The sequence below is a fragment of the Verrucosispora sp. WMMD573 genome (assembly GCF_027497175.1).
GTDB lineage: Bacteria > Actinomycetota > Actinomycetes > Mycobacteriales > Micromonosporaceae > Micromonospora.
Map to the genome: position 1 here is coordinate 4,021,978 of NZ_CP114901.1, position 16,342 is coordinate 4,038,319.

General features: G+C 67.0%; 14 protein-coding genes. 9 read left to right on the top strand and 5 right to left on the bottom strand.

Translation table 11 applies throughout. From position 1 onward, the window contains the following. Nucleotides 1-39: 39 nt before the first annotated feature. The 4 genes from O7601_RS18290 to O7601_RS18300 all read right to left on the bottom strand — a co-directional run bounded on the left by O7601_RS18290 (nucleotide 40) and on the right by O7601_RS18300 (nucleotide 3,272). On the bottom strand, nucleotides 40-1,380 hold the full coding sequence (locus O7601_RS18290) for a sugar ABC transporter substrate-binding protein (protein ID WP_281562317.1): 1,341 nt from the start codon (nucleotides 1,378-1,380) through the stop codon (nucleotides 40-42). Between the two features lie 61 nt (nucleotides 1,381-1,441). After that, a complete protein-coding gene (locus tag O7601_RS29510; protein WP_348650204.1) occupies nucleotides 1,442-1,696 on the bottom strand; it encodes a hypothetical protein in 255 nt (84 codons plus the stop codon). After that, entirely contained in the window at nucleotides 1,645-2,352 is a 708-nt protein-coding gene (locus O7601_RS18295; protein ID WP_348650205.1) for a carbohydrate ABC transporter permease, read from the bottom strand. Before O7601_RS18295 ends, O7601_RS29510 begins: the two co-directional genes overlap by 52 nt. Before the next feature lie 2 nt (nucleotides 2,353-2,354). Beyond that, entirely contained in the window at nucleotides 2,355-3,272 is a 918-nt protein-coding gene (locus O7601_RS18300; RefSeq protein ID WP_281562318.1) for a sugar ABC transporter permease, read from the bottom strand. 201 nt (nucleotides 3,273-3,473) lie between these two features. Between O7601_RS18300 and O7601_RS18305 the strand changes: the two genes are divergently transcribed. Together O7601_RS18305 and O7601_RS18310 are read left to right on the top strand one after the other, a co-directional pair. Beyond that, on the top strand, nucleotides 3,474-4,556 hold the full coding sequence (locus O7601_RS18305) for a LacI family DNA-binding transcriptional regulator (RefSeq protein ID WP_281562319.1): 1,083 nt from the start codon (nucleotides 3,474-3,476) through the stop codon (nucleotides 4,554-4,556). Between the two features lie 234 nt (nucleotides 4,557-4,790). Further along, nucleotides 4,791-5,261 (top strand): GNAT family N-acetyltransferase, encoded by a 471-nt coding sequence (locus tag O7601_RS18310; RefSeq protein WP_281562320.1) that lies wholly within the window; start codon nucleotides 4,791-4,793, stop codon nucleotides 5,259-5,261. An 81-nt stretch (nucleotides 5,262-5,342) separates the two neighbouring features. Here the strand turns inward: O7601_RS18310 and O7601_RS18315 are convergent, their stop codons facing one another. Continuing rightward, nucleotides 5,343-6,389 (bottom strand): LacI family DNA-binding transcriptional regulator, encoded by a 1,047-nt coding sequence (locus O7601_RS18315; RefSeq protein ID WP_281562321.1) that lies wholly within the window; start codon nucleotides 6,387-6,389, stop codon nucleotides 5,343-5,345. Between the two features lie 266 nt (nucleotides 6,390-6,655). Here O7601_RS18315 and O7601_RS18320 point away from each other — a divergent pair, with 266 nt between their 5' ends. From O7601_RS18320 to O7601_RS18350, 7 genes are all read left to right on the top strand, one after another. After that, a complete protein-coding gene (locus O7601_RS18320; RefSeq protein WP_281562322.1) occupies nucleotides 6,656-7,981 on the top strand; it encodes an extracellular solute-binding protein in 1,326 nt (441 codons plus the stop codon). Beyond that, complete coding sequence (locus O7601_RS18325) at nucleotides 7,978-8,928, top strand: sugar ABC transporter permease (protein ID WP_281562323.1); 951 nt, start codon at nucleotides 7,978-7,980, stop codon at nucleotides 8,926-8,928. Before O7601_RS18320 ends, O7601_RS18325 begins: the two co-directional genes overlap by 4 nt. Continuing rightward, nucleotides 8,925-9,803, top strand: coding sequence for a carbohydrate ABC transporter permease (locus O7601_RS18330; RefSeq protein ID WP_281562324.1), 879 nt, complete (start codon nucleotides 8,925-8,927; stop codon nucleotides 9,801-9,803). The genes O7601_RS18325 and O7601_RS18330 overlap by 4 nt, the downstream gene beginning before the upstream one ends. Nucleotides 9,804-9,857: 54 nt before the next feature. Next, nucleotides 9,858-11,384 carry an alpha-L-arabinofuranosidase C-terminal domain-containing protein gene (locus O7601_RS18335; RefSeq protein WP_281562325.1) on the top strand — a complete coding sequence of 509 codons (1,527 nt, stop codon included), beginning with the start codon at nucleotides 9,858-9,860 and terminating at the stop codon, nucleotides 11,382-11,384. A gap of 362 nt (nucleotides 11,385-11,746) precedes the next feature. Beyond that, complete coding sequence (locus O7601_RS18340; RefSeq protein ID WP_281562326.1) at nucleotides 11,747-13,288, top strand: family 43 glycosylhydrolase; 1,542 nt, start codon at nucleotides 11,747-11,749, stop codon at nucleotides 13,286-13,288. Nucleotides 13,289-13,370: 82 nt separating this feature from the next. Next, a complete protein-coding gene (locus tag O7601_RS18345; RefSeq protein ID WP_281562327.1) occupies nucleotides 13,371-14,765 on the top strand; it encodes a glycoside hydrolase family 43 protein in 1,395 nt (464 codons plus the stop codon). Between the two features lie 32 nt (nucleotides 14,766-14,797). After that, nucleotides 14,798-16,321, top strand: coding sequence for a family 43 glycosylhydrolase (locus O7601_RS18350; RefSeq protein WP_281562328.1), 1,524 nt, complete (start codon nucleotides 14,798-14,800; stop codon nucleotides 16,319-16,321). Nucleotides 16,322-16,342 lie beyond the last annotated feature (21 nt).

Genomic DNA, 16,342 nt, shown 5'->3' on the forward strand with positions numbered 1-16,342 from the left:
CCGGCCACGGCCGGGCGGTCGCCCGGACGGCGCGATGGGTCACCGGAGAGTGAAGCCCTGTTCCTTGCCGTACGTCACCGAGACGTCCTGCCAGGCGACAAGTCCGTCCTGGAGGGTGGTGGCGCCGAGGTACGCCTTGCCGGCGGTGTCGCCGAAGACGCTGTTGGCGTAGACCTGGAACGGCAGGTAGGACCAGCCGGGGGCGACCTGTTTCGCGGACTCGGCGAGGATCTGGTTGACCTGCTGGCCACCGAAGTAGGGGAATTCCTTGTCGAGGAAATGCGGCGAGTTCAGCTGTCCGGTGGTGGCGGGGAAGGCCCCGTGGTCGGTCCGGGTCTGCGCACCCTCGGCGACGGTGGCGTACCTGAGGAAGGCATAGGCGAGTGCCTTGTTGGTGCCCTGGTCGGGGATCGCCAGTGAGCTGCCGCCGTTCTCGGCGGTGACCGAACCGTCCGCGTCCCACTGCGGCATGGGGGCGACGCGCCACTTGCCGTGGGCGGACTGCACACCCGACTCCAGGTTCGCGGGCATCCAGGCGCCGATGACCAGCGTGGCGATGGTGCCGTCGCCCAGGCCCTTGTACCAGGCGTCACTCCAGCTCGTGATCGGCGCGAGCAGCCTGCCGTCGATGAGTCGTTGCCAGGTGGCGGTGAACCGCTGGGTTCCGGGGTCGGCGAAATTGATGCCGACCGTGGTGCCGTCGACGCGGTACGGTCTGCCCCCGGCCTGCCAGATCATGCTGGTGGTGAAGCCGGCGTCCCCGGTGTCGCTGGTGATGTACGCATCCGGGTCGGCCCGCCGCAGCTTCTCGGCTTCGGCGACGTACTCGTCCCAGGTCGTGGGGACCGTCAACCCGTGCTTGTCGAAAACCTCCTTGTTGTAGAACAGTGCCATCGGGCCGGAGTCCATCGGCAGACCGTAGACGCCGTCGCCGGACCGCACGGCGTTCCACGGGCCGGGGGTGAAGGTCGCTTCGAGCTTGTCGGCGCCGTATCCGCTCAGGTTGGTCAGCGACTTGGCGAGCACGAACTGCGGCAGCGCGTAGTACTCGACCTGGGCGATGTCGGGCACGCCGGAGCGCGCCGTGACGGCGTTCTGAAGCGCCGTGTACTGGTCGTTGCCGGTGCCGGCGTTGACCAGATTGACGGTGACCCTCGGGTACCTGTCCTGGAAGTCGGCGACAACCTGCTTGAGGGTCGGCTCCCAGGCCCACACGGTGATGGTGCCGCCGGCCTCCAGGGCGGCCTCGATGTCGGCGTCGGACACGGCGGCCGGTGGGCCACCGGAGTCGCCGTCGTCACCGGAGCCGCAGCCGGTTACCAGGAGCGAGCCGCAGAGGACCGCGCTCACCAGGAGCGTCCGCCGGGGTAGGACCATCATGATCGTTCCCTTCGTGTGGGTGTGGGACCGCTGACGGGCGAGTGGTCGGGCGTCGAGCGTGCTACTCGTTGACACTCCCGGCGGCCAGGCCGGACTGCCAGTACCGCTGGAGCAGCAGGAACACCGCGATCAGGGGCACGATGGTCAGCAGCGAACCGGTGATCACGAGGTGGAAGATCGCTTCACCGCCTGCGGTGCCAGCCTGCTGACTCCAGGTCTTGAGTCCGATGGTGAGCGGGTACCAGTCCGGGTTCTTCAACATGATCAACGGCAGGAAGTAGTTGTTCCAGGTGGCGACCAGGTTGAACAGCAGCACGGTGACCGTCCCGGGGGCCAGCAGCGGCGTGCCGATAGAGAAAAGGTCCGGAACTCGCCAGCGCCGTCGACCCGCGCTGCTTCGATCAGCTCGTCCGGCACCGCGTCGGCGGTGAAAATCCACATCAGGTAGAGGCCGAACGGGGAGACCAGCGACGGGATGATGATCGCCCACGGGGTGTTGGTCAGGCCCATTCTGGAAAACATCAGGAAGGTCGGTACCGCCAGCGCGGTGCCCGGAATCGCCACCGCGCCGATGACCACCGCGAAGATCGCCTTGCGGCCGCGGAAGTCGTACTTCGCCAGTCCGTAACCGGCAAGCGCGGCCAGCACGGTAGCGCCACCGGCACCGACGCACACGTAGAGCAGGGTGTTGAGCAGCCAGCGGAGGAAGATGCCGTCGTTGTAGGAGACGGTGTCGGCGATGTTGTCGAACAACGCGAAGTCGTCGGCGAGGGCCAGTCCGAAGGAGTCGAAGAGCCCCTCCTGCGTCTTGGTCGCGTTGATCAGCAGCCAGGCCAGCGGCAGCAGCGCGTAGACCAGCACGAGGCCGGTCAGCGCGGTCAGCGTGACGCTGCCGCGGCGGCGGGTGGCGCGTCGCCGCAGTCGCGGTGGACGGCGTCCGGCTGTCCGGGTGGCCGCTGAGGCCAGGGCCATGCTCAGACCGCCTTCCGGATGCCGTGGAGCTGGACCAGGTAGGCGACGACCATCGTGATCACGCCCATGACGATCGCGACCGTGGCCGCGTAATTGACCTGCTGACCGGCGAAGGACAACGAGTACGCGTAGAGGTTCGGCGTGAAGTACGTGGTGATCGAGTTCGGTGCCAGGGTCTGGAGGATGCTCGGTTCGTTGAACAGGTGGAAGCTGCCGATGATCGAGAAGATCGTGGCGATCAGCAGGGGGCCGCGGAGCGCCGGCAACTTGATCGCTCTGATGATCCTCAGCTGTCCGGCCCCGTCGATCGCCGCGGCCTCATACAGCGCGGGGTTCACCACCCGCAGTGCGGAATATAGGATCAGCATGTTGTAGCCGACGAACTCCCACGTGACGATGTTGCCGATCGACGCGAGGATCAGGTCGGGTGAGAGCGGATCCGGCAGCGACGTTCCGAGCGCCTCGTTGACATTCGCGATCAGGCCGAACTGGTTGCCGTACATGAAGCCCCACATGAGCGTGGCGACAACCGCGGGCACCGCGTACGGCAGGAACACCGAGATCCGAAAGAACGACACCCCGTACAGTCGTCCACTGTCGATGGTCAGCGCGATCAGCAGGGCCAGGAACAACATGATCGGGACCTGCGCGGCCAGGAACAGCGTGACCCTGCCCAGCGCCGACCAGAACTGCGGGTCGGTCAGCGCCTTGGCGTAGTTGTCCAGGCCGACGAACGCGGTACCGCCGACCAGCCGCGTTCGGAACACGCTCAGGTACAGCGAGTATGCGATCGGCGCGAGGAAGACCAGCGCGAAGACGGCCAGGAACGGGCCGGTGAACTGCCAGCCGGCCCGCGATCTCCGGGCGGCGGCCGTCGCCGGCCGGCGAGGCGGGCGGCGGGTGGGCCGGGCCGAGGCCATCGACGCCCTCCTTCCCGCCTGATCGACGAAGTGCAATGGTTACGTAAACATCGGTGTCGCAGTCCGGCCCACGGACGGGAGCGGAGAGGGCGTGAGCGATGTTTACGTAACTCGCGTGGCGGTATGGTGGCACCGCTCACCATGACCGTCAAGGGACCGTAGGTCGGCGTGACCGATCGTTCGCGGCAGTCAGGAACAACGATGGATGCGGATGCCCGAGGTCACCGGCCGCAGGCCGCGCCCGTCGCACAGCGCGCCAGTTCGGGCATCCCCGGAGGGCGGCGCAAGCAGCGGGTCTCCATGGCGGACGTGGCCCAACTCGCGGGCGTGTCGTCCCAGACCGTGTCCCGGGTCTCCAACGGCCATCCCGCTGTGGTCGAGGCGACCCGCCAGCAGGTGCTGGCGGCGATGCGACAGCTGGGCTACCGGCCCAACAGTGCCGCCCGAGCCTTGCGCTACGGGCAGTTCAACACCATCGGCGTGATCCTGTTCAACCTGTCCACGACGGGCAACAGTCGTACGGTCGAGGCGATCGCGACCCACGCCGCGATGGAGGGCTACGCGATCACCCTGATCCCGCTCGGCGCTCCCACTCAGGACAATGTGCTCGGTGCCTTCACCCGGATGGGCGAGCTGGCGGTCGACGGAGTCATCGTCATCATCGAGGTCCACCTGCTCGACACCAACACGGTGGTCCTGCCACCCGGGGTGCACGCCGTGGTGGTGGACTCCGACGCCGGTGACCGCTATCCCGTCGTCGACACCGATCAGGCCGACGGTGCCCGCAAGGCGGTGTTCCACCTACTCGACCTCGGTCATCGCACCGTGTGGCACGTCGCCGGTCCAGTTGAGTCGTTCGCCAGCGAAAGGCGTGCCAGGGGGTGGCGCGTCGCGCTTGAGGCGTACGGCCGCCTGACGCCGCCGATCGAACGCGGTGACTGGTCCGCCGAATCCGGATACCGGGCTGGGCTGCGGCTGGCCGAGCACCCTGACTGCACCGCGGTTTTCACGGCGAACGACCAGATGGCCCTCGGCGTACTGCGAGCCCTGCACGAGCGGGGCCGGCGGGTGCCGGCGCAGGTCAGCGTGGTCGGCTTCGACGACGTATCGGACGCGTCGGCCTATCTCCCCCCGCTGACCACCGTGCACCAGGACTTCGCCGAGGTGGGCCGCCGATGCGTGCGGGGACTCCTGGGGCAGATCCGCAACGGACCCGCCGAACCGGGCACGGACCTGGTGCCCACCCGGCTCGTCGTCCGGGCCAGCACGGCGCCACCGCCGTGACACCTCCTCGGGCGTGAGGACCGGCCAGAGCCCGGGGGCCGTGTCGACAAGTCTGCGGTCGAGGTGGAGCGTAGTCCCGCCAGGCGTCCCGGTGCGAGGCCATCAACGCCTCCATTACCAGCACACCGTTCATCCGGCGAATGGCGGCACGCAGCCGGGCTAGCCTGGCCTTGCGAGTCGTCGGAACAGCCGGCAATCCGTAGTCAGGCTGCGAACAAGCGGAGGGGCGCGGCGATGCAGATCAACATGAGGCCGGCTCGCGCTGAAGAGGCGGAGGCACTGAGTCGCCTGGCGATGAGGTCCAAGGCGCATTGGGGCTACGACGCACAGTTCCTTGAGTCATGTCGGCCGGATCTGACGCTCCGACCGCAGGAGATCAGCGCTCGGCGTGCGGTGGTGGCGGAGACGTCCGGCCGCATCGTCGGCTTCTACACGTTGGACGGCGTGCCGCCCGAGGGTGAACTGGGCAACCTTTGGATTGATCCCACGCAGATACGTCGTGGGATCGGCCGCCGCCTCTGGGAACACGCCTTGGCCGCCGCGCGCGCCCTCGGGTTCACGGCATTGCTGATCGATGCGGAGCCGCACGCCGAGGGCTTCTACGCGGCGATGGGTGCCGAGCGCATCGGCACCGTTCCGTCAACCGTTGTCGCTGGCCGCCTGCTGCCCCAGTTGCGTTTCGGCATCTCCTCGTCGACATCGTGAGTCTCCGCCGGCACGTGGCGCTGCCGCCGACGTGGCGGCGGTGTCGCTCCGCCGGGTCGGGACCGTCACTCCGGCGAATTGCTAACCGGAACCAGGCCGGCTCGCTGCGGGCCGACCCACCGTGCTCTCGCGTACGACGAGCCGGTGTGGTGCGCGCAGTTCCACGCCGGGCAACGGCGTGGGGCTGGCGATGCGCAGCAGGACACGCTCCACGGCGACCGTCGCGATTCCCTCCTTGTCGGGGGAGATCGTGCTCACCGGCGGGTTGGCGTAGGCGCCGTCCTCGATATCGTCGTAGCCGATCACGGCGATGTCCTCGGGCACCCGCATCCCGCGTGAGGCCAGCACGTGCATCGCGCCCAGCGCCACGAGATCGCTGTAGCAGAACACGGCGTCCGGCGGTTCCGGCAGGTCGAGCAGGTGTCGCATGGCGCCCGCACCATCGGCCCGGTTGAACCGTGGAGTCGCGATGATGAGCTCCTCGTGCACGGCCGCGCCGCGGTGATCGTGTGCCTCGCGGAATCCGCGTGTCCGCAGCTGTGCCGCCTCACCCGTGGGGTAGGGCTGGTCGCCGATGGCGGCGACGCGCCGGCGGCCGAGATCCAGCAGGTGTTCGGTGGCCAGGCGGGACGCCGCGACATCGTCGATGCCGACGTGGTCGAACGTCCCCTGGCTGACCCGCTCGCCGAGGATCACCAGGGGGAGGCTGGGATCGTGGTCGGCCAGGGCCTGCTGGTCGAGCCCGAGGGGACTGAAGATGACGCCGTCGAACAGCAGCCGGCTGCGGCCGTGGCGGATGAACATCCGCTCGTGGTCGGGGTCGCCGTCAGTCTGGTCGATGAGCACGTTGTACCCCTGGACCCGGGCGGCGCGGATGATGCCCTGCAATAGCTCCGAGAAGTATGGCGTGTCGAGGTAAGGCACGACGACGGCGAGCTGCCCGGAGCGACCCTGGGCGAGGTTGCGGGCCAGGACGTTGGGCCGGTAGCCGAGCTGCTCGACAGCACGCATGACGCGGTTGCGGGTGCGCTCGGTGACGTGGGCGTAACCGTTCACGACGTTGGACACCGTCCGGCTGGAGACACCGGCCAGCTCGGCGACTTCGCGTAACGTGACATCCCGCCGCATTCCGGCCCCCCTTTTCCGATGCCGAGGGCAGCCGCGAGTTTCCGGCAGGTTACCTCTTGCCGTCCATCGATGCTCCAGGCATGCTGTCTTTGCAGCGCTGCAAATGGAAGATACCAGGACGTGCCACGGGCGTAGGGGTGCGGCGTGTGCCAGGGAGGACCGCCGTGTCTCCGAGCGGCCGGTCGCGGTGTGCCAGCACCGCGACCGGCCTTTGTGGCACATACACATCGGCTGCGGAAGTAGCCGATCTCCGATGGAGGAGTTCAGTGAGTGCCAGGAGTTCCAGTCTAGGACGCAGGCCACTGGCCGCGGCGGTGGCGGTGGTCACCGCTCTGCTGCTGGTGGCCTGTAGTTCGGGCGGCGGTGACAAGCAGGACGGTCCGGTCACGATCAAGGTGTGGGCCTGGTATCCGGCCTTCCAGGGCGTGGTCGACCACTTCAACCGTACGCACACCGAGATCAAGATCGAGTGGACCAATGCGGGAACCGGCCAGGATCAGTACACGAAATTGCAGACCGCGCTGAAAGCCGGCAAGGGCGCCCCCGACGTGGTGATGCTCGAGTTCCAGGAACTGCCGACGTTTCAGCTGACCAATCATCTCGTCGACATGGGCAAGTACGGGGCCAACGATCTCAAGGGCAACTACGTCGACTGGGCGTGGAAGCAGGTCAGCAATGGCGATGCCGTCTATGCGATCCCGGTTGATGCCGGTCCGATGGCGATGCTGTACCGGCAGGACATCTTCGACCAGTACGAGATGAGTGTTCCGAAGACCTGGGCGGAATTCAAGGAGCAGGCACAGAAGCTCAAGACTGCCGCGCCCGACAGGTTCATGACAGATTTTGGCGCGAACGACGGCGGTTTTATGACAGGGCTGATGTGGCAGGCCGGAGCCCGGCCGTTCAGCTACAACGTCGCGGATCCGCACAGTATTGGTGTTAGCGTTAACAGCGAGCCGGCGAAGAACGTGTTTGCCTACTGGCAGGACATGGTTGACACGGGGTTGGCCGACACCACCGCGTACGGGACCACGGACTTCTACAACGGGCTCGGCAGCGGGAAGTACGCGACCTATCTGGCCGCGGGGTGGGGTCCTGGTTACCTGGCGAGTGTGGCGAAGACGACGGCCGGCAAGTGGCGCGCCGCGCCGCTGCCCCAATGGAACGCGGGCGAGAACGCGCAGGGGGACTGGGGCGGCTCGTCGTTCGCGGTGACCGACCAGACGAAGCACCCCGAGCAGGCCACGACCGTCGCCATGGAGATTTTCGGAGCGAACAAGGACGCCTGGAAGATCGGCATTGACGAGGCGTTCCTGTTTCCGACCGCCACGTCGATCCTGGACTGGGACTACTTCCGCACGAAGGAGTACGAGTTCTTCGGCGGACAGCAGGTCAACGAGGTGTTCGTGCCGGCGTACAACGGCATCGAAGAATTCGAGTGGAGCCCGTTCAACAGCTACAGCTTCAACCAGCTGACCACCGCGGTGGGACAGGCGGTGGAAAAGAAGACATCGTGGCCGGCAGCGCTGGACACCGTCCAGCAGAACATCACGGCGTACGCCTCGAACCAGGGTTTCAAGGTCTCACAATGACCCGGACCCGACCTATTCCCGCGGCCGCCGGCGCGGCGGCCGCGGGGCCGGCCGTGTCCGGCGGTGACCAGCGGCCCGCAGCCGGCAGACGTCGCTTCGACCGGCAGGCGGCGGTCGGATGGTTGTTCGTCGCGCCGTTCGCGGTGCTGCTGGTCGTCTTCCTGCTGCTGCCGATGGGATACGCGTTCAAACTCAGCCTGTACCGCTCCACCCTGGTGGAGGGCGAGGTGTTCGCGGCGTTCGACAACTACCGGCAGGCCTTCGGTGACCCCGAGTTCCGGTCGGGGGTGCTGCGGGTGTTCGTCTTCGGGCTCGTGCAGACGCCGGTGATGATTGGTATCGCCCTCGTGCTGGCCCTGCTGGTCGACGGCGCCAGCTCCCGCCTCGCGCGTGCGCTGCGGCTGGCGGCGTTCGTCCCGTACGCCGTGCCGGTGGTCATCGGTACCCTGATGTGGGGCTTTCTCTACAGCCAGAACACCGGCCCGTTCCGGTTCACCGGGATCGACTTCCTGGCCGGTGACACCGTCCTGGCGTCCCTGGGCAACCTCGTCATCTGGCAGTGGGCCGGCTACAACATGATCGTGCTCTACGCCGCGCTTCAGGGCGTCCCGCGAGAGGTGTACGAGTCCGCCAGGATCGACGGTGCGGGGGCGGTCCAGATCGCGATGCGGATCAAGACACCGATGATCTCCGCAGCCCTGGTGCTGTGCACCGTCTTCACGATCATCGGGACCCTGCAGTTCTTCACCGAGCCGCTCATCCTGCAACCACTCAACCCGGGCGCGATCACCAACAGTTACACCCCCAACGTCTACGCCTACAACCAGGCGTTCTCGTACCAGCAGTACAACTACTCGGCGGCGATCTCCTTCCTGCTCGGCGCGGTGGTCTTCGTCGGCTCGTACGTCTTCCTGTTCGCCACGCGGAAGCGGAGTTCGCTGCGATGAGCCCCCCGGCTACCAAGACCACCCAGCCGGAACGGCGCAGCGGCGGCACCATCGCCGCACACGCGATGATGGCGCTGTTCGTCGTCTACTTCCTGCTGCCGTTCTGGTGGCTGCTCGTCGCGGCGACCAAGGACAACGACGGGCTGTTCGGCTCGGACCCCCTCTGGTTCGCCGACCTGCATCTGCTCGGCAACCTCCGGCTGCTGTTCACCCAGGATGACGGCCTCTACCTGCGCTGGCTGGGCAACTCGGCCCTGTACGCCGTCACCAGCGGCGTCGGGGCCACCGTGATCGCCGCCCTGGCCGGTTACGCCTTCGCCAAACTCCGCTTTCCCGGCCGTAACGCGCTGTTCGCGCTGCTGCTCGGGCTCATCATGGTGCCGGCGACAGCCCTGGTCCTGCCGACGTATCTGCTGATGGCCGAGACCGGGCTCATCGACTCGGTGTGGGCGGTGATCCTGCCCTCGCTGCTCAACCCGTTCGGGGTGTACCTGCTGCGGGTCTACGTCCACGACTCGGTGCCCGACGAGATGATCGAGGCCGCGCGCATCGACGGTGCGGGGGAGTTCCGGGTATTCCGCAGCGTCGCGCTGCCCGCCATGCGACCGGCGCTGGTCACCGTCCTGCTGTTCACCATGGTGGCGAGTTGGAACAACTTCTTCCTGCCGCTGGTGATGCTCAGCGACCAGAATCTCTACCCGCTCACCGTCGGCCTGCGGTCCTGGTATCTGTCGGCGACCATCGGCAACGGCGGTCCCGCGCTGTTCAACGTCATCGTCATCGGCTCGCTGGCGGCGATCGTCCCGCTGATCGCCGCCTTCCTGCTGCTGCAACGGTACTGGCGTGGTGGCCTGACCATCGGCGCCCTCAAGTGACTGTTCCGTCCGACTGCCGACGTCGACACACTTTCGAACCCTCAGGAGAAGGACGTGCACCTCGCTCACGTCACGCTTGATCCCGCCGCCGTGGTGGCTCCGGTCAACCGCCGTACCTTCGGTACGTTCGTCGAACACATGGGGCGCTGCGTCTACACCGGCCTGTACGAACCCGGCCACCCGTCCGCCGACGAGGACGGGTTCCGTACCGACGTCCTGGCCCTGACCCGCGAACTCGGTGTCACAATGGTCCGTTATCCGGGCGGCAACTTCGTCTCCGGATACCGGTGGGAGGACGGCATCGGTCCGAGAGACCAGCGCCCACGCCGCCGCGACCTCGCCTGGCGAAGCATCGAGACCAACGAGGTCGGCATCGACGAGTTCGCGCGGTGGGCCGCCAAGGCCGACATCGAGATCATGTACGCGCTGAACCTGGGTACCCGGGGTGTGCAGGAGGCCCTTGACGTCCACGAGTACCTCAACCAACCCGCCGGCACCCACCTAGCGGATCTGCGCCGGACCAACGGCGCGGAGAAGCCGTACGGAGTACGGATGTGGTGCCTGGGCAACGAACTCGACGGGCCGTGGCAGCTCGGACACAAGAGCGCCGACGCGTACGGGCAACTCGCTGCCGCCACCGCTCGGGCGCTGCGTGCGGCCGAGCCGGGTCTGGAACTGATCGCCTGTGGCAGTTCCAGCTCCGCCATGCCGACGTTCGGCGCCTGGGAGGCCACCGTGCTCGAACACACCTACGACCTGGTGGACTACGTCTCCTGCCACGCCTACTACGAGGAACACGACGGCGACCTCGGCTCCTTCCTCGCCTGCGCGGCCGACATGGACCACTTCATCGACAGCGTCGTGGCCACCGCCGACAGCATCGGTGCCCGGCTGCGCAGCAAGAAAAAGATCCAACTGTCCTTCGACGAGTGGAACGTCTGGTACCTCTCCCGCTTCCAGAAGCAGCCGCCCGCCGACGGTTGGCAGATCGCGCCCCGGGTCATCGAGGACGAGTACAACGTCGCCGACGCGGTCGTCGTCGGTAACCTGCTCATCGCCCTGCTGCGCCACAGCGACCGGGTCACCGCGGCCTGCCAGGCTCAGTTGGTCAACGTGATCGCCCCGATCCGCACCGAACCGGGTGGGCCTGCCTGGCGACAGAGCATCTTCCATCCGTTCGCCCGCACGGCGGCGCTGGCCCGCGGCGATGTCCTGCGCACGGCGGTCGAGAGCCCGTCCTACCAGACGGCCCGTTACGGCGAGGCGGCGGTGCTCGACGCGGTCGCCACCCACGACGGTGCCACCGGCGACGTGGCGATCTTCGTCGTCAACCGTGACGACGTCCGACCGGTGCAGCTCACCATCGACCTGACTCGCTTCGGCCGCACGGTGCGGAGTGCGGCGGCGTCGACACTGTCGGACGACGACATCCGCGCCAGCAACACGGCAGCCCACCAGGACCGGGTCACTCTGCGACCGAACCGACAACTCGCGGTGAATGCCGGCGGCGCGCAGGTCGTACTGCCACCGACATCGTGGACGGCCGTGCGGCTGTCCACCCGCCCGCACCCCGTTGGTTGAGCCCAACGCGGTACGCGTCCACAGCGCCCGCGACGTCCGGCTGCCCACCGGACCGCGGACGTGGGTACCACTCCCGCCAGCTGTGCGGACCTGGCGGGAGTGGTGTCTTTCAGTGACCGGACCGTGCTTCTCCGCGAGATTACATACTGCTGAAAAATTCGACTTGATTCGATGCCATACCACTTGACGAACGTCGATGTTAACGCGAACATCGGCTTGTGACACCACGGTAACACGACCGTCATACGTGTGGCGTTTGTGCTCCCGTAAGCGTCGCGTCCATCGGTTCAGGAACGGCAGGCCGATTTCCGTCGGGTAACGGGCGGCACCTCGGCCGGTGACGGCAGTCGAAGGAGGTTTCGATGACAGGGACGGATCAGGTGCCGCGGGTGAGGTCGTGGTCGCGGGGTTGGCGGACGGGTGCGGTGGTGGGTGTGACGTCGCTGCTGCTCGGCGCGGGGGTGGTGTTCGGGTTGCCGTCGGCGTCGGCGGCGACGGTGGATACGTCGGCGTCGTATGTGTTCGTGAATCGGCACAGTGGTAAGGCGATGGATCTGTATGACTGGTCGACGGCGGAGGGTGCGCCGGTGAATCAGTGGACGCGGAATGATCTCGCGGTGCAGCAGTGGCAGTTTGTGGATGCGGGTGGTGGTTTCTACAAGGTGCGGTCGCGGCACAGTGGGAAGGTGCTGGAGTTGCCGAATGGCAGTGATGGTACGCAGTTGGTGCAGTCCACTGATCGGTCGTCGGCGACGCAGCAGTTCCGGTTGCAGGATTCCGCGGGTGGGTTCGTGCGGTTCGTGAACCGGCAGTGGAGCAAGGTGATTGACGTGTGGGAGTGGTCGACGGCTGATGGTGGCCGGTTGGCCGGTTACTCCGACCTTGATGGTGCCAATCAGCAGTGGCAGTTGATCCGGCTGGGTGGCGCGACACCCACCACCCCACCCGGCGGCAGCCGGACGTTCACGAATCCTATCAAGCGCAACGGCCCCGATCCCTGGCTGCAGGTGCACAACGGCGTCTACTATCTCGCCACCACGACGTGGAACTCGACGATCACCATGCGCCGCTCCACCACCCTCGCCGGGCTGGCCACCGCACCGGACCAGGTGATCTTCAATCTGGCCGGCCGGCCCAACGGCTGCTGCAACATGTGGGCCCCGGAGTTCCACCTGATCAACGGGCCGAACGGCCCACGCTGGTACTTCTACTACACCGCCGGGCAGAACGTCTCCGACTTCAACCCCACGCAGCGGCTGCACGTGCTGGAGAGTGCCGGCACCGACCCGATGGGTCCGTACACGTTCAAAGCCGATCTCGGCACCGACTGGCAGCTTGACGCGAGCATCCTGACGGTCAACAACCGGCTCTACCTGATGGGTACGTACAACCCTGGTGGCAGCTACGGGCAGAGCCTGTTCATCACGCCGATGAGCAACCCGTGGACGCTCAGCGGCAGCCGGGTCCGGTTGAGTTCTCCGACGCTGTCCTGGGAGCGGCAGACCCACCCGGTCAACGAAGGCCCGGAGCCGCTCTACCGAAACGGACGAACGATGATCGTCTACTCGGCGAGCGCCTGCTGGGGGCCGGACTACAAGCTCGGCCTGCTCACCTTCACCGGTAACGATCCACTCAACCCGGCGCACTGGACCAAGGCGCCGAACCCGGTCTTCCAGCGCAGTGACGCCAACGGCGTCTACGCCCCGGGTCACAACGGGTTCTTCACCTCACCCGACGGCACCGAGAGCTGGATCGTCTACCACGCCAACGATTCCGCCGGCGGTGGCTGTGACATGAACCGGTCCACCCGAGCCCAGAAGTTCACCTGGAACGCCGACGGCACTCCGAACTTCGGCACGCCGGTCCGGCTCGGAGTGACCCTCACCGCCCCGTCCGGCGAGTGAGCCGGTCCGGCCGTCGTACGGCCGGCACGAGTGACCGAACCCGGTACCAGGCCCGCTCTCCGGGCCGGAAATGAGTGATCCGATGGTCTCCCGACGCACCCTGCTGGCCGCCGGCGCGTCCACGGCGGTGGCCGCCGGCACCGGTCTGCTGTCCAGTGCCGCGCCCGCCCTGGCCGCCCCCGCCTACGGCGGCTACGTCATGGGCTACTTCGCCGAGTCACCGAATTCGGTGGCCAACAACTACGGTCTGCACCTGGCCATCAGCACCGACGGTCTCACCTGGACTCCACTGAACCAGAACAGCCCGGTCGTCACCCCCACCGCCGGCACCGGCGGGCTGCGTGACCCGTTCATCATGCGCAAGCAGGACAATACCTTCGTGGTGCTCGCCACCGACCTCAAGGGCACCGACTTCACCCAGCAGAACCAGTACATCCACATCTGGGACTCCGTGGACCTGCGCAACTTCACCGGCTACCGCCGGGTGCGGATGCACACGATGCCGACCCACACCTGGGCACCGGAGGCATTCTGGGACGCCGCGCGGGGTCAGTACGGCGTCCTGTACTCGGCCAGGAACAACGGCCGGGACGCCTTCTACGTCAACTACACCACCGACTTCCGTACGGTCAGCGCCCACCAGCTCTACTTCGATCCCGGCTTCGACGTGCTGGACGCCACCATGCACGTCGGCAGCGGGGCGAACTACCTGTACTACAAGAGCTTCACCGATGGCCGGCTCTACGGTGCCCGGTCGAGCAGCCTCGCTCCGCGCAGCTTCGACCGGGGCACGTACACCAGCGGCGTGATCAACGGTGGCATCGAGGCACCGATCGTGGTCAAGGCCAACGACCGGAACGAGTGGTTCCTCTGGGGCGACTCGTTCTCCCCGACCAACGGTGAGCTGTACGTGTGGCGCAGCGGCGACATCAACAGCAACAGCTGGGCGCCGCTGGGCAAGGAGCGCTACACCCAGCCGCTGAACGCCAAGCATCCCACCATCGCGCCGATCACCGCTGCCGAGCACGCCGCGATGCTGTCCCGGTGGGGAGCGCCGTCCTGGAACCGGATCAAGTCGTACAACTTCCCCGACCACCTGATCCGCCACGCCAGCAACGCCGCCCGGATCGACCCCTACCCGTTCGATCCCTACGCCGACGCCCAGTGGCGGCTACGGCCAGGTCTGGCGAACTCCTCGGGTGTGTCGTTCGAGTCGGTCAACTATCCCGGCCGGTTCCTGCGGCACAGCAACTACGTCCTCGTGCTGGCCGCCAACGACGGCTCTTCCGGGTTCGCCGGTGACGCCACCTTCCACCGAACCGCCGGGCTCGCCGACGGTGGGTGGACCTCGTTCCGCTCGCACAACTTCACCAACTACTACATCCGGCACGCCAACTACGTCCTGCGCATCGACCCGCTGAGCGCCTCGTCGAGCGCCGTCGACCGGGCGGACGCCACCTTCCAGGTCGGCTACTGAGCCGCACCACTTCGACCACCAAGGAGGTTTCGATGACAGGGACGGATCAGGTGCCGCGGGTGAGGTCGTGGTCGCGGGGTTGGCGGACGGGTGCGGTGGTGGGTGTGACGTCGCTGCTGCTCGGCGCGGGGGTGGTGTTCGGGTTGCCGTCGGCGTCGGCGGCGACGGTGGATACGTCGGCGTCGTATGTGTTCGTGAATCGGCACAGTGGTAAGGCGATGGATCTGTATGACTGGTCGACGGCGGAGGGTGCGCCGGTGAATCAGTGGGCGCGCAATGATCTCGCGGTGCAGCAGTGGCAGTTTGTGGATGCGGGTGGTGGTTTCTACAAGGTGCGGTCGCGGCACAGTGGGAAGGTGCTGGAGTTGCCGAACGGTAGCGACGGTACGCAGTTGGTGCAGTCCACTGATCGGTCGTCGGCGGCGCAGCAGTTCCGGTTGCAGGATTCCGCGGGTGGGTTCGTGCGGTTCGTGAACCGGCAGTGGAGCAAGGTCATTGATGTGTGGGAGTGGTCGACGGCTGATGGTGGCCGGTTGGCCGGTTACTCCGACCTTGATGGTGCCAATCAGCAGTGGCAGTTGATCCGGCTGGGCGGCGCGACACCCACCACCCCACCCGGCTCCAGCACCCCACCCGGCCCCACCACGCCACCCCCACCGACCGGCACCCCGCCACCGGCCTATCCGCAACCCAGCAGGGTCGCCGGGGATGTCGGTGTACACGACCCGACCGTGGTCAAACGACCCGACGGCACCTACCTGCTCGCACACACCGGCGACAACGTGGCGTTGAAGACCTCCACCGACCGGGTCACCTACCGCAACGCGGGCGCGGTCTTCCCCGGAGGCGCGCCGTGGACCACCACGTACACCGGCGGCGCGCGTAACCTGTGGGCTCCGGACCTGTCCTACCGCAACGGGCGTTACCACCTGTACTACTCGGCGTCGACCTTCGGTTCCAACCGTTCGGCGATCTTCCTGGCCACCAGTACCACCGGGGCCTCTGGGAGCTGGACCAACGACGGGCTGGTCATCGAATCGCGGACCTCGGACAATTTCAACGCCATCGACCCGAATCTGACCGTTGACGACCAGGGCCGCTGGTGGTTGAGCTTCGGCTCGTTCTGGTCGGGCATCAAGATGATCCAGATCGATCCGGCCACCGGTCGCCGGCTCGGCACCGCCATGCACAGCCTCGCCAACTACGGCCCCGGCATCGAAGCGCCCGTCCTGGTCAAGCGGGGATCGTGGTACTACCTGTACGTCTCGTTCGACCGCTGCTGCCAGGGCGCCAGCAGCACGTACCGGATCATGGTAGGCCGTTCGGCGAGCCCGACCGGGCCATTCGTCGACCGCGCCGGCCGGGACATGCTCGCCGGGGGAGGCACCCAGATCCTGGCCTCGCACGGCGCCATCCACGGCCCCGGCCACCAGGCGTTCCTCGCCGACACCGACGGCGACCACCTGTTCTACCACTACTACGCCGACAACGGTCGGTCGCTGCTCGGCATCAACCGCATCGGCTACGACGCCACTGGTTGGCCCTACGTGTACTGACTCGACTGTCCCGGTGGGCGG